Source organism: Burkholderia sp. BCC0398, from assembly GCF_902833245.1.
GTDB classification, from domain to species: Bacteria; Pseudomonadota; Gammaproteobacteria; order Burkholderiales; family Burkholderiaceae; genus Burkholderia; species Burkholderia sola.
The window spans coordinates 171002-184840 of record NZ_CADFEM010000004.1 but is presented as its reverse complement, the minus strand read 5'-3'; the positions used below and the strand labels follow the sequence as shown (position 1 = coordinate 184840).

Annotated in this window: 12 protein-coding genes; 6 read left to right on the top strand and 6 right to left on the bottom strand. The window is 67.7% G+C overall.

The window, feature by feature from the left end; all coding sequences use genetic code 11:
- The first annotated feature begins 119 nt into the window (after positions 1–119).
- Together HWX76_RS10115 and HWX76_RS10110 are read left to right on the top strand one after the other, a co-directional pair.
- Positions 120–1022: a LysR substrate-binding domain-containing protein gene (locus HWX76_RS10115; protein WP_176015766.1), complete on the top strand. Its 903-nt coding sequence runs from the start codon at positions 120–122 to the stop codon at positions 1020–1022.
- 172 nt (positions 1023–1194) lie between these two features.
- Positions 1195–1515, top strand: coding sequence for a pyrimidine/purine nucleoside phosphorylase (locus HWX76_RS10110; protein WP_006478890.1), 321 nt, complete (start codon positions 1195–1197; stop codon positions 1513–1515).
- A 98-nt stretch (positions 1516–1613) separates the two neighbouring features.
- Here the strand turns inward: HWX76_RS10110 and HWX76_RS10105 are convergent, their stop codons facing one another.
- The 4 genes from HWX76_RS10105 to HWX76_RS10090 all read right to left on the bottom strand — a co-directional run bounded on the left by HWX76_RS10105 (position 1614) and on the right by HWX76_RS10090 (position 5890).
- Positions 1614–1946, bottom strand: a complete 333-nt coding sequence (locus tag HWX76_RS10105; RefSeq protein WP_176015842.1) for a hypothetical protein — start codon at positions 1944–1946, stop codon at positions 1614–1616.
- A 435-nt stretch (positions 1947–2381) separates the two neighbouring features.
- On the bottom strand, positions 2382–4169 hold the full coding sequence (locus tag HWX76_RS10100) for a chloride channel protein (RefSeq protein WP_124554935.1): 1788 nt from the start codon (positions 4167–4169) through the stop codon (positions 2382–2384).
- Between the two features lie 14 nt (positions 4170–4183).
- Positions 4184–4597 carry a helix-turn-helix domain-containing protein gene (locus HWX76_RS10095; RefSeq protein ID WP_050012872.1) on the bottom strand — a complete coding sequence of 138 codons (414 nt, stop codon included), beginning with the start codon at positions 4595–4597 and terminating at the stop codon, positions 4184–4186.
- Positions 4598–4717: 120 nt separating this feature from the next.
- Positions 4718–5890 carry an HPP family protein gene (locus tag HWX76_RS10090; protein ID WP_176015765.1) on the bottom strand — a complete coding sequence of 391 codons (1173 nt, stop codon included), beginning with the start codon at positions 5888–5890 and terminating at the stop codon, positions 4718–4720.
- Between the two features lie 360 nt (positions 5891–6250).
- Here HWX76_RS10090 and HWX76_RS10085 point away from each other — a divergent pair, with 360 nt between their 5' ends.
- Positions 6251–7219, top strand: a complete 969-nt coding sequence (locus tag HWX76_RS10085) for a LysR family transcriptional regulator (RefSeq protein ID WP_050012775.1) — start codon at positions 6251–6253, stop codon at positions 7217–7219.
- A 27-nt stretch (positions 7220–7246) separates the two neighbouring features.
- Here the strand turns inward: HWX76_RS10085 and HWX76_RS10080 are convergent, their stop codons facing one another.
- A complete protein-coding gene (locus HWX76_RS10080) occupies positions 7247–8611 on the bottom strand; it encodes an MFS transporter (protein WP_050012774.1) in 1365 nt (454 codons plus the stop codon).
- A 64-nt stretch (positions 8612–8675) separates the two neighbouring features.
- Positions 8676–9614, bottom strand: a complete 939-nt coding sequence (locus HWX76_RS10075; RefSeq protein WP_124554933.1) for a 2-hydroxyacid dehydrogenase — start codon at positions 9612–9614, stop codon at positions 8676–8678.
- Positions 9615–9727: 113 nt separating this feature from the next.
- Between HWX76_RS10075 and HWX76_RS10070 the strand changes: the two genes are divergently transcribed.
- The 3 genes from HWX76_RS10070 (at position 9728) to HWX76_RS10060 (ending at position 13837) form a co-directional block, all read left to right on the top strand.
- On the top strand, positions 9728–10636 hold the full coding sequence (locus HWX76_RS10070) for a LysR substrate-binding domain-containing protein (RefSeq protein WP_050012772.1): 909 nt from the start codon (positions 9728–9730) through the stop codon (positions 10634–10636).
- A gap of 279 nt (positions 10637–10915) precedes the next feature.
- Complete coding sequence (locus HWX76_RS10065) at positions 10916–11947, top strand: TRAP transporter substrate-binding protein (RefSeq protein ID WP_050012771.1); 1032 nt, start codon at positions 10916–10918, stop codon at positions 11945–11947.
- Positions 11948–11950: 3 nt separating this feature from the next.
- Complete coding sequence (locus tag HWX76_RS10060) at positions 11951–13837, top strand: TRAP transporter large permease subunit (protein WP_080334199.1); 1887 nt, start codon at positions 11951–11953, stop codon at positions 13835–13837.
- Positions 13838–13839: the final 2 nt, after the last annotated feature.

Here is a 13839-nt window from a genome sequence, read left to right as displayed (position 1 = left end):
CTTTTGCGTACCAGAAGCTGCTAAATTGCTTTGGTGCACACCGTCGGTTGTCGCTCGGGAATACCCTGAACCCCTGCGCGGCACGGCGCACAGGGTTTCCACGGATCACGCATTGCCCCATGAAATACCATCAGCTGAAAGCGTTCGTCACCGCCGCGGAGGAAGGCAGCATTCGTGCGGCCGCGCGGCGCCTGAACGTGTCGCCGGCCGCGCTGACGAAGGCGGTCAAGGAGCTGGAGATCGCGCTCGGCGTATCGCTCGTCGTGCGCACCGCGCGCGGCGTGCAGCTCACCGCGTTCGGCCAGCAACTGCAGGTGCGCGCGCGGCTGATCGTCGCGGAAATGCAGCGCGCCCGCGACGACATCGAGCAGGCGCAGGGCGCGATGACGGGCTCCGTCGCGGCGGCGATCACGCCGGCGGCGGCGGTGACGATCCTGCCCGACGCATTCCGTGCATTCCGGCGCCGCTTTCCGGTGGCGCGCGTCAATCTGGTCGAAGGGTTTCCCGGCGTTGCGCTACCGCGCCTGCACGACGGTTCGCTCGATTTCGCGGTGGCCGTCGTCGTGCCGGAGCTGCTGGCGGCCGAGTTCGATCATGCGGAGCTCTATGCGAGCCGCTCGCTGATCGTCGCGCGCAAAGGGCATCCGCTCGCGTCGGCCACGTCGCTCGCCGATCTCGTCGAGGCCGACTGGCTGATGAATCCGTCGCCGGAAAGCTCCACGCAGGTACTGTTCAACTCGTTCGTCGCGTACGGATTGCCGGTGCCGGCGCGTGCCGTCGAGTGCCCGAGCTTCGGTCTCGCGCACAGCCTGATGACCGGTTGCGACCTGATCGCGTCGATGCCCGAGCAATTGCTGCAAGGCGAGTGGGCACGCGATCAGCTCGCGGTGCTGCCGATCCGCGAGCGCTTGCCGGGCGTATCGGTGCAGGTCGTCACGCGCCGCGACAGCCCGCTGACGCCGGCCGCGGCGATGCTGCTCGATTGCCTGCGCGATTCCGCGCGACGCAAGGGATTAAGGTGAGCGCGCGCCCGCAAGGATCACGTAGTGATCCTGACGATCATGGGCCCGGCATGTGCCGGCCGCGCGCCATTCGGGCGCACCTTGCGCGAGCCGGTATCATAGCGGCCGGCCCGCCGCTCCGGCCGGCCGCCAACCACACCGCCATCCGGCATCCAGCAATCAGAGGCATCCCATGACCAGTGCAACCCAATTCGACAACGTATCGGTCGTCAAGCGCGCGAACGTCTATTTCGACGGCAAGTGCGTGTCGCATACCGTGCTCTTCCCGGACGGCACGCGCAAGACGCTCGGCGTGATCCTGCCGTGCGCACTCAACTTCGGCACGGATGCACCCGAATTGATGGAAGTGCAGGCCGGCAAGTGCCGCGTGAAGCTCGACGGCAGCAGCGAATGGCAGACCTACGGCGCCGGCGAATCGTTCTCGGTCCCGGGCAAGAGCCGCTTCGACATCGAAGTGCTCGAGACGCTCGATTACGTCTGCAGCTACCTGTAAGGCGCTTCCCGCGCGGCAAAGAAAAAGCCCCGCCGAAGCGGGGCTGGTCGCAAGCGGATGGCGCAAGGCCATCCGAAGCGCCTGTTCTCGTTACTGCGTTACAGGCAGGCGTTGATGTCGCCGGCGGACGCTGCGTCGCCACGCACGCCGACCCACGTTTTCGCACCCGGCTTCCACGACGGACGAACCATCGCGGCGGCGCCGTTCGGCGGCTGCTGGCCCGGTGCATACACGTCGGTCGCGAGGCCATTGGCCAGCACGTTCTGCGAGATCACCTGTTGTTGCGACTTGTCGGCCCAGGTCTTGGCGATGCACGCCGACACCTCGGGCGCGTTTTTCTGGCTTTGTCCCACGTTCTGCACGGCAGGTTCGGCGGCATGAGCAGAAATTGCCACGGTCAATGCGATGAGCGGTAAGTATTTCACGTTCACGTTATCTCCCTCGAGTCGTGATTGATTGAGTGGGATGCGCAGCAATGCTGCGTGCAAGTGAGATTCCATCCTGCAAGCACGGTTCCGGCCATTCCGAAACAAGTTGTTAACGCGCTTGCCAAATGGCGGCTCGGATGCTGCGCATGTTGCTGCGGCGCGGCATGCGTCGTGTACGGTTCGACGTCATGCGTGGCGCGGTCCGCGCGCTGCCCGATCGTGGTGTGGTGAAGTGACGGCCGCGGCTGGCGGGATGTCTGTGCATCCCGCGCCGCGACGCTTTATCTGATGACGAAGTGGAATGGCTGATGGATGGCCCCGTCGCATGAGCACCATGATGACAAACTTTCGTCTGCCGAATTGTTAACCAACTTTAAACGCCGGAAGGCGGCGGGGAAGCGATGCGCGGCCGGGCGAACGCCCCGCATGCGGTTTGTGTCAGCTGGCCTTGCGCGAGCCGACGTCGCGCAGGTTGACCGGAACGACCGGACGGAAGCGCTCGCGCTTCTGTTCGTCGTCGAAGTGCTGGAGCGCCGGCTTGATCAGGTCGCTGCGCGACACGATGCCCGTGACGCGCAGCGATTGTTCGTCGGCGACCACCGGCAGGCGTTCGAGGCCGAGCATCGCGAGGCGAGACGCGACGACGCGGCACGTTTCGTGCGCCAGCGCGACGGCCGGTGCGCGGTTGGCGAACGCGTCCGAGATCGGCGTGTCGGCGCCGGCTTGCGCGCGCTGCGCATCGAGCATCGCGCGATCGACGAGGCCGAGCAGTCGCCCGTGCTGCACGACCGGATACGCGCGGTGCGTCTGCTTCGCGCCGAAGTATTGCGCTTCGACGGTATCGAGCGTCGTTGCGCCGTCGATCGCGACGAGCCGATCGGCCGACGTCATCACTTCGCCGATGTCATGCCGTTCGAGCGGATCGACGCCGTATTCGCGATAGATGTGATAGCCGCGACGTGCGATTTTCTCCGTCATGATCGAGCGCTTCATCACGATGGTCGCGAAGCCGTGCGCGACGAGCGTCGCCGCAAGCAGCGGCAGCAGCGCGTTGGCGTCGTGCGTGAGGCCGAACGCGAACACGATCGCGGTGAGCGGGGCGCCGAGCGTCGCGCCGAGCGTCGCGGCCATGCACACGAGCGGCCACAACGCCGGATCGCCGCCCGGCAACACCGGCGACAGCACGGTGCCGAGACCGGCGCCGAGCATCAGCAGCGGGGCAAGCACACCGCCCGACGTGCCCGAGCCGAGCGCGATCACCCACATCACGGCCTTCACGATCAGCAGCGCGAGCGCGATCTTCAGCGCGATGTGCTGGTGCAGCAGGTCGCCGATCACGTCGTAGCCGACGCCGAGCGCGCGCGGCTCGAGCCAGCCGCCGACGCCGATCACGATCGCGCCGAGCGCCGGCCACCACATCCAGTGCACGGGCAGCTTCGCGAATGCGTCTTCGACGCGATAGAGCGCCGCCGACAGGCCGCACGCGAGCATGCCCGACAGCAGGCCCGCGACGATGCACGACAGCAGCGCGACGGGCGTCGGCGCGGCCGTCGTCAGCGGAAACAGCGGATCGACGCCGAAGAACACCGCGCGTGCGAAGCCGGCCACCGCGCATGCGAGCGCGACCGGCAGGAAACTGCGCGGACGCCATTCGAACAGCAGCAGTTCGACCGCGAGCAGCACGGCGGCCACCGGCGTGCCGAACACGGCCGTCATGCCGGCGGCCGCACCGGCGACGAGCAGCGTCTTGCGCTCGGCGGCGGTCACGTGCACGCATTGCGCGATCAGCGAGCCGAGCGCGCCGCCCGTCATGATGATCGGGCCTTCGGCGCCGAACGGGCCGCCGCTGCCGATCACGACGCCGGACGACAGCGGCTTGAGGATCGCGACCTTCGGCGACATCCGGCTCTTGCCGAACAGGATCGCCTCGATCGCTTCGGGAATGCCGTGGCCGCGGATCTTCTCCGAACCGAAACGCGCCATCAAGCCGACGATCAGCCCGCCGATCACCGGGACCGCGATCACCCAGGCGCCGAGCGTGTTGTTCGCGGGCGAATGGTCGGCGAACGACAGTTGCTGGAAGAAGAACAGGTTCGTGAACAGGCGGATCAGGCTCAACAGCACGAATGCGGCGAGCGTGCTGAGCAGGCCGATCCCGGCGGCGAGCAACGCGATCCTGGGCAGGCGTTCGTTGGTCGAGAAATCGCGTTTGTGTGGTGCGTTCATCGGAGTGGCAAGGGTCAGTAATCGATCTGGGGAACCAGGAACGTGCCCTTGAGCGACTTCAGCTCGGCACGATGCATGGCCGCGAGACGGGCAAGCAGCGTTTCGCCGGCCGGCTCGAGGTGGACTTCGACCTGGCGGCGGTCGGCTTCGCTCGGCTTGCGCTTCACGAGCCCGAGTGCTTCGCAGCGCGTCACCAGCGCGACGACGCCGTGGTGCTGCGCCTGCAGGCGTTCCGCGAGTTCGCCGATGGTCGCCCATTCGCGATGCGGATAACCCTTGATGTGCAGCAGCAGCAGGTATTGCAGCGGCGTCACGCCTTCGCTTTGCGCGGCGCGTTCGGAGAAGCGCTCGAAGCGGCGCATCTGGTAGCGGAACTCGGACAGTTGCTGGAAATCGCTTTTCGTCAGTGCGCGTCGGGTATCGGTCATCGAGGTCATTCGGGCAGTCGGTTACGGTGACGATTAATATATCACAATATGATATAAATGGACGAAATCGGCCTGATTGGCTGCATTCCGCGTTCCGCCGGCGGCTACATGTGGTGCGCGCTACGCGGCTTCGAGCATTTGGGTCTGCTGATAAAGGCCCGTGACGAGATCCGTCTGCGTAATGATGCCGACGAGCCGGCGCGATGCATCGACGACCGGAATATGGTGGTGGCCCGAATGCGTGAACAGCGGCACGAGCGCGGTGATCGGCATCGTTTCCGGCACCGACGCGACGTCGCGCGTCATTACCGACGCGACGCTCGCGGGCTGGCCGCCGAACGATTGCGGCAGCCGCGCGGACAGGCGCTGCCACAGCGGGGCCGGATGGCGCAACTGGCGCGTGAGGTCGGCGCGCGTGACGATGCCGATGAGGCAGCCTTCGCCGTCGACCACGGGCAGCGCCTTCACGCGGTGGCGGTCGAGCAGCGTGAGCGCGGCCATGACCGACGTCGACGGCGCGACCTCGATCGCATGCTTCGTCATCAGGTCGGCGCACTTCAACTGGCCGAACGTGCGCGTATAAGCCTGCATTTCCGTTTCGCGCAGCAGCGTTTCGAGATCGTCCGGATCGACGTCGAGCCATTCGCTGCGGCGCTTCAGTACCGCATCGAGGTCGTCGCGCGTGAAGCCGCCGCGCGCCGGTGCGGCGCCCGCCTGCGGTTTCGCTTCGGGGCGCACGCCGCCGTGCGGGTAGCGGTGCCCGGTCAGCGCGTGGTAGAGGAGCGCGGCCGACAGCAGGATCGCCGATTGCAGCGCGATCGGCTGCAGCACGAAGCCGAAGCCGAGCGAATGAATCGCCGGGCCGCCGACCACCGCGGTGAGCGCGACGGCGCCCGACGGCGGGTGCACGCAGCGCAGCGCGAACATGCCGCCGATCGCGCAGGCAATGGCGACCGCGGCGGCCGTGATCGGATCGGCGATCCATTGCGCGCACGCGACGCCGACGGTCGCCGCGACGAGATTGCCGCCGACGATCGACCAAGGCTGCGCGAGCGGGCTCGCCGGCACCGCGAACAGCAGCACGGCCGACGCACCCATCGGCGCGACGAGCAGCGGCACGAGGCCCGGCACGCCGGGCAGCAGCCGCATCGTGACGCCGACCGTCGCAATGCCCACGAGCGCGCCGGCGCACGCGCGCAGGCGCTCGCGCCAGCCGAGGGTCATCGGATGGGGAATGAAACTGTGCAGCCATTGCCGCAACGTGCGGCGCGACGGGGAGGAGCCTGACGACATGGATGGTGAGCGGTAAAAGGACGGCGCCGGGGCGCGGTGACAAGCGTCGAATTATATCGTGTTGTGATACAAATTGCCGCGCCGCATCACGCCGTTGCACGCGCACGACGTACAAGTCTTGCAAAATCCTTTCATCGCATGAGAGCTTGCGCGCGCATCACCGCGCAAATTTGTCTGCAGCGGCGTACAATTCGGCGCAGTCAATTCCCCCGTCATGCCAGAACCCTGTCCTCGATGCCCGCTCTCCCGCCTTCTCCCCGGCACGGTGATCGATTCGACGCGGTTCGCGGCCGCGTTCCGTTGCCCCTCTGACGCGAGCGCCGCCGACGCCTCCCCACCGACTCTCCCCAAGCCAATTCAATGGACATGCTCGAAAACATGCGCCTGTTCGTGCGCGTTGTCGAAGCCGGCAGTTTTACTGCGGTCGCGAAGGAAATCGACGCGACCACCGCGCAGGTGTCGCGCGCGGTCTCGAACCTCGAAGCCCACGTACAGACGCGCCTGCTGCATCGCACGACCCGCCACCTCGGCCTGACCGAAAGCGGCGAACGCTATTTCGAGCGCGCGAAATCGATCCTCGCGGAACTCGACTACGCGAACGCGGAGGCGCGCAACGCGCTGCTGCGGCCGAGCGGCAAGATGCGCATCCATGCGATGACGGGGCTCGGGCAGAGTCATGTCGTGTCGTCGATCGTGCGCTACCAGGCGGACAACCCCGACGTGTCGGTCGAGCTGACGCTCGCGCAGCGGATGCCGAATCTGGTCGAGGAGGGCTATGACGTGTCGATCGTGACCGCGTCGCAGTTGCCCGATTCCGGCTATGTCGCGCAGACCTGCGGCACGAGCTGCAGCGTGCTGGTCGCGTCGCGCGAATACCTGGCGCGGCACGGCACGCCGCAGACGCCCGACGAGCTGCCGAACCACGTATGTCTGCGCCTCGACACGCCCGCGTCGCCGGCCGGCGAATGGCGGCTCGAACGCAGCGACGGCGAGGAGACCGTCTACGCGCTGCAGCCGGCGCCATTCCAGGTCAACGTGCCGGATGCGCTGTGCGTCGCGGTGCGTGCCGGACGCGGGATCGCGTGCGTGGCGCTGTATACGGTGCTCGACGATATCCGCGAAGGGCGCCTGATCCGCGTGCTGCCCGAATACCGGCTGCAGACGGTGAGCGTCTATGCCGTCTATGCGACGCGCCGTTATCTCGATGCGAAGATCCGCACCTTCCTCGATCACCTGCGCACGACGCTCACGCCCGCGCTGGAGAACGATCTGCGCGAACTCGACCGGCTGACGACCGAGCACGCGCCAGCCGGCCGTCAGCGCGCGTAACGGTGCGCCGTCGCACGGCCGCGACGTTCATGCGGCCGGCGCGATGCGGATCCGCTCGAAGCGGCCCGCGAGCCACGTGTACGCGGCAATGCCGATCAGCCCGTGCGCGGCGACGAACCACAACGCGCCGGCGAACGAACCCGTGCTCGCGACGAAGTAGCCGATCACGAGCGGCGTGACGATCCCGGCGATGTTGCCGAGACCATTGAAGACACCGCCGCTCAGCCCGACCATGCCTTCCGGCGCCGTGTCGGCGAGCACGGCCCAGCCGACCGCCGCGAGTCCCTTGCCGAAGAACGCGATCGTCATCAGCGCGATCACGACCGCGTTCGACGATGCGCCGTTCGCGAGCACGAGCAGCGTCGCCATCGCCATCCCCGCGACGAACGGCGTCTTGCGCGCCCGTGACGGATGCATGCCGCGCCGGATCAGCCAGTCCGACAGCAGGCCGCCGAGCACGCCGCCCGTGAACCCGCAGATCGCCGGCAGCGCGGCGACCCAGCCGGCTTCCATGATCGTCATCCCGCGTCCCTTGATCAGATAGATCGGGAACCACGTGATGAAGAAGTAGGTGAGGGCCGTGATGCAGTACTGGCCGATGTAGATCGCCCACAGGTTCCGGTGGCGGAACAGTTGCGACACGTCGCGCCACGACGCGCGCGGCCGCTCGCGCACGCGGTTCGCCTCGAGATCGACGAGCGCGCCGTGGGCGCGCAGGTAGTCGCGCTCCGCGTCGGTCATGCGCGGGTGGCCGTGCGGTTCGCGATACCACGCGAACCACAGTGCGGCGAGCGCGATGCCGAGCAGCCCCATCCACAGGAATACGTGTTCCCAGCCGAGCGCATGCGTGAGCCACGCCATCGCCGGCGTGAACAGCACGACGGCCATGTATTGCGCGGAATTGAACAGCGCGGACGCGGTGCCGCGCTCGGCCGTCGGGAACCAGCAGGCGACGATCCGCGAATTGGCCGGGAACGCCGGCGATTCGACCAGGCCGAGCATGAAGCGCATCACGAACAGCGCGAGCGTCGCGGCCGCGCCCTGCACGGCGAACCCGCCGACCGTGCCCTGCAGCATCGTGAATATCGACCACAGCAACAGGCTCAGGCCGTACACGCGCCGCGCGCCGAAGCGATCGAGCAGCCAGCCGCCCGGAATCTGGCCGATCGCATAGGCCCACGCGAACGCCGAAAAGACGATGCCGAGCTGGACGGGCGTGAGTCCGAGGTCGTGCGCGACGCCGGTGCCGGCGATCGACATCGTCGCGCGGTCCGCATAATTGATGACGGTGACCGCGAAAATCAGCGCGAGGACCGCATAACGGACGCGGCCGATCGTGCGCGACGCGGCGGACGATGCGGCGAGCGCAGCGCCGCTGGATCGATTGGACATGCGTGTCTCCTGGCCTTCGTCGTGCGAAGGCATCGGTGTTGTAACGGGAAGGGGCGTGCCGCGCTCAGCGCGTGACGCTGGTCGGCGGGCGCTGGCCCGCGAAGCACGCGGCGAGGTTCGCGAGCACGATGCGGCCCATTGCCTCGCGCGTTTCGTGCGTGGCGCTCGCGCGGTGCGGCTGCACGACCACGCGATCGAGTTCGAGCAGCGGGGCCGGCACGTGCGGTTCGTTCGCGAATACGTCCAGCCCGGCGCCGGCGATCGTGCCGTCGGCCAACGCGCGCACGAGCGCGGCCTCGTCGACCAGCTTGCCGCGTGCGACATTGATCAGGAATCCTTTGGGGCCGAGCGCGGCGAGCACGTCGGCCGTCACGATCACGTTGCCGTGATCGGCTGACGCCGCGATCACGAGCACGTCGCTGTCGCGCGCGAGCGCCGCGAGGTCGGGCACGAAGCGATAGCCGCTGTCGCGATGCTCGCGCGGGCCGAAGTAACTGACGGGCATCCGGAACGCCTGCGCGCGCTGTGCGATCGCGCGCCCGACGCGACCGAGCCCGACGATGCCGAGCCGCTTGCCCGTGACCTGCGTCGCGAGCGGCTGGGCCGTCTTGCCCCAGCGGCCGGTGCGCACGATCCGCTCGCCGGCGCCGAGGTCGCGCAGCGTCATCAGGATCAGCCCGAGCGCCATGTCGGCGACGTCGTCGGTCAGCACGTCCGGGGTGGTCGTCACGTGGATGCCGCGCGCCCGCGCGCGGTCGAGATCGACCGCGTCGGTGCCGATGCCGCTGATCGCGACGATCTCGAGCGCGGCGAGCCGGTCCATCAGTGCGGCGGACAGGCCGTTCGCGCCGCCGGTCACGACGCCGCGAATGCGCGACGCCACGCGATCGAGCAGCGCGTCCGGTTGCTCGGCCGCATACAGTCGATGCACGGTGTAACGGGCGGACAGTTCGGCGTCGATGGTGTCGGGGAGCGGCTGCGTCAGCAGGATGTCGATGGTCATGAAAGTCTCGGTCGTCGTGCGCGACGTAGGCCGCGCATCAGGTGGAACCGAGTATAGAAATCGCATCGATATCGGTCTAACATCAAAAGACTATCGATTGATTCAAGATTTGAATGATTGAACTGCACCAGCTTCGCTGCTTCGTCGCGGTTGCCGAGGAACTGCATTTCGGCCGGGCGGCCAGGCGGCTCTTCATGACCCAGCCGCCGCTCAGTCGGCAAATCCAGTTGCTCGAGCATGCGCTCGGCATCGCGCTGCTCGAGCGCAGCAGCCGGCAGGTCAGCCTGACCGCGGCCGGCGAGCGCTTCCTGCGCGACGCGCGGCACATCCTCGAATTCTCCGCGCGCGCCGAGCAGGCCGCGCAGCGCGTCGCGCACGGCGGGGCCGGGCGCATCACGCTCGGTTTCACGGCCGTCAGTGCGTACCGGATGATCCCGGTGCTGCTCGCGCATGCCGCGCATGCGTTGCCGGACGTCGACGTCGAATTGCGCGAGATGGTGTCGACCGTGCAGATCGACGCGCTCGCGTCGCGGATGCTCGACGCGGGTTTCGTCCGCCAGCGCGCCGCGCGCCAGCCGCTCGAATACCGGCTCGTGCAGCGCGAACCGATGCTCGTCGCGGTCGCGGAAGGCGCGCCGCTCGCGGCCTACGCGCAGCTCGGCCCCGACGAGCTCGACCGACAGCCGTTCATCGCGTATTCGCCGAACGAGGGCAAGTATTTCCACGACATGATCTCGGGGATGTTCGCAGGCGCCGGGCGGTTGCCGAACTACCTGCACTACGTCGGCCAGACGCATACGATCCTCGGCCTCGTGCGCGCGGGGCTCGGCGCGGCGCTGGTGCCGGCGTCGGCGCGCGAGCTTCATGTGGACGGCGTGGTGTTCCGGCCGCTGGCGGGCGCGAACGTGGCGGCCGAGTTGTATCTCGCATGGCGCACGGACAACGACAATCCGGCGCTACCGTTGTTCAACGCGATGGTCGAGCGGTTTCTGACCGGCTGCCCGGACGACGCGGGCGTTTAGCGGCGCTTGCTCGCATGAGCGGGGCGTCCTTCCGCCCTCAAAAGTCTGTCGTCTGATGATTCGGTCCGTAGGTTCGAATTATTTCGGCGACGTCTGAAACGCACGAGAAACGGCGATCTTTCATCCAAAATTGCGCCGGAACCCACCCGCATACCACCCATCATTTCACCCCGGACAGGGGAAACCCTCATTTTTCTCTCATCGGTCGTCGTATTACTGTATCGATACACTAAATCGATACAGTTGCGTCGCGAGACGCACTCGCAAAGGAGACGGCTCATGAGTACCTATACCCGGCGGCGCTTTCTGCAGACGGTGTCCGCCGCCACGCTCGCGGCCGCGGGCAGCTTGCCGGAGACCGTGCGCGCGCAGCAGCCGGCGGTCACGCTGCGCTGCTCGTCGTCGATGCCGGCCGACCAGAACGCCGCGCACTACGTGTGGTACCAGCGTCTCGCCGCGAACCTGAAGGCGAGCGTCGGCGATGCGATTCGGGTCGACTACTTTCCGAACAGCCAGCTCGGCAAGGAAAGCGACGTCGTGCAGCAGGTCAAGATCGGCGCGATCGACATGATGATCGCGGGTTCGTCGATCTGGGCCACGATCGCACCGGAGCTCGGGATGCTCGATCTCGGCTACCTGTTCGACAGCTACGCGCACGTCGCGAAGGCGCTCGACGGCCCGGTCGGCACGAGCCTGAACGCGCTGCTGCAAAAGCGCGCGGGTTGCTCGGTGCTGACCTGGGGCTCGCATTTCGGCGGACGCTGCGTATTCACGAAGCAGCCGGTGACGGCGCTGCCCGGGCTGAAGGGGACGAAGCTGCGCGTGCTGCCGACGCCCGCGTTCATGGATACCTTCAAGGCGATGGGCGCGGTGCCGACGCCGATCCCGTTCGGCGAGCTGTACATGGCTGTGCAGACGGGCGTCGTCGACGGCCTCGAACACGATCCCGCCACGGTGCTCGCGAGCCGTTTCGACGAGATCGTGAAGTCGTGCTGGCAATCGCACCACGTATTCGCGGCGATGACCGTCGTGATGGGGCGACGTGCGCTCGACCGGATTCCGGCCAACCTGCGGCCGGCGTTCGACCGCGCGGTGGCCGATGCGACCGTGCAGCAGCGCGCGATTGCCGCGCAGAAGGCCGCGCAGGCGGAGCAGGCGCTGAAGCAGCGCGGCATGGCGTTTCACCCGCTGGCCGAGGGCGAGCACGCGGCGCTGCGGCAGACGATGCAAGACCGCCTGTATGTGGCGTTCGCGAAGCAGTATCCGGCCACTGCGCCGCTCTTTCCGGCGATCGCCGCCGCGCGGGGTTGAGCGATGGACATGCATTCCGTCTCGGGCGCCGCGCCGGCGCCCGCCGCAGGCCGCCCGGCGCATCGCGCCGCCCGCGTGCTGGATGCGGTGCTGCGCTGGATCGAGATCCTGTCGGCCGCGGTGCTCGCCGTCGACGTGCTCGTCGTGTTCGTGTCGGTCGTGTTCCGCTATTTCCTGCACGACCCGGTCGACTGGGCCGAAGAAGTGGCGAGCGCGCTGATGATCGTGCTGGTGTTCTTCGGCGCGGCGACGGTGCTCGGGCGCAGCCAGCATGTCGGCATCGACGTGTTTCGCGGCCTGCTGCCCGCACGCTGGCAGGGCGCGTTGACCCAGGCCGGCCACTGGATCGTGGCGGCCGTTGCGCTGAACCTGCTGGTGTCGTCGAGCCAGTTGCTCGCGGATTCGTACGACCAGATGACGACGGGCGGCTTGCCGGGCTGGATCAACGGGTATCCGATGATGTTCGGCGCGCTGTTCATGACGGTATTCGCGCTCGCCAATGCGCTGAACGCGCCGCGCCGCCGGGTGATCGGCACGTTCGCGTGCTGTGCGGCGCTCGCGGCCGCCATCTACGGCTGGAACGCGCTGTGGCCCGCGCATGCGGTCGCGCCCGGCACGCTGCTCGTCGCGGGCTTCGTCGGCGGGCTGGTGCTCGGCGTGCCGATCGGATTCGTGCTGGCGTTTTCGGCGCTGCTGTATTTCCTCGCGGATCCGACGCTGCCGCTGCTCGTCTACTCGCAACAGGTGATGGCGGGGGCCGATCACTTCGTGCTGCTCGCGGTGCCGTTCTTCGTGCTGGCGGGGCTGCTGATGGAGTCCAACGGGATGTCGGCGCGGCTCGTCGAATTGCTGCTGCGGATGTTCGGACGCGTGCGGGGCGGGCTCGGCCTGATCGTGATCTTCGCGACGGCCTGCTTTTCCGGCGTGTCGGGCTCGAAGCTGGCCGATATCGCGGCGGTGGGCGGCGTCGTGATGCCGGCCGTGCGCCGCGCGCGGCAGGACCCGAACGAAACCGCCGCGCTGCTCGCATGCAGCGCGGTGATGGCCGAGACGATTCCGCCGTGCGTGAACATGATCATCATGGGCTTCGTCGCGAACATCTCGATCGCCGGGCTGTTCGTCGCGGGGATCGTGCCGGCGGCCGTGCTCGCCGCGTCGCTCGCGGTCGTGACGGTGATTACCGGACGCAAGATCGACGTGGCCGAGGTATTCGGCGAGCGTCGCGCGTGGCTGCCGCTCGCGGGCGGCGCGCTCGTCGCGCTGGTCATGGTTGCGATGATCGGCAAGGGCGTGACGTCGGGGATCGCGACGTCGACCGAAGTGTCCGCGTTCGCGGTGGTCTATGCGCTCGTCGTGGGCTGGCTCGCGTTCCGCGAACTGACGTGGCGCTCGGTCGGCCGCGTATTCGTGCGCGCCGCGTCGATGGCGAGCGGCATCCTGTTCATCGTCGCGGCGGCGTCGAGCGTGTCGTTCGCGCTGTCGATCGAGCAGATTCCGGCCCTCGTCTCGGGCACAATGACGGCGTTTGCCCATCAGTACGGCGCGACGATGTTCCTGCTGCTGTCGGCGCTGCTGATGATCGTGTTCGGCGCCGTGCTCGAAGGCGCGCCCGCGCTGATCATCTTCGGGCCGCTGCTCGCGCCGATCGCGCTGCAGCTCGGCATCCATCCGCTGCATTTCGGCACGGTCGTGGTGGTGGCGATGGGGTTCGGGCTGTTCGCGCCGCCGGTCGGGCTCGGGCTGTTCACGACGTGCGCGATCACGGGCACCGAGGTCGGCCGCGTGGCCCGGCCGATGGTGAAATACCTGCTGGTGCTGTTCGCCGCCCTCGTGGCGCTGATCTTCGCTCCGGCGTTTTCGTTGTGGCTGCCGGCCCATTTCGGCCTGTAGCC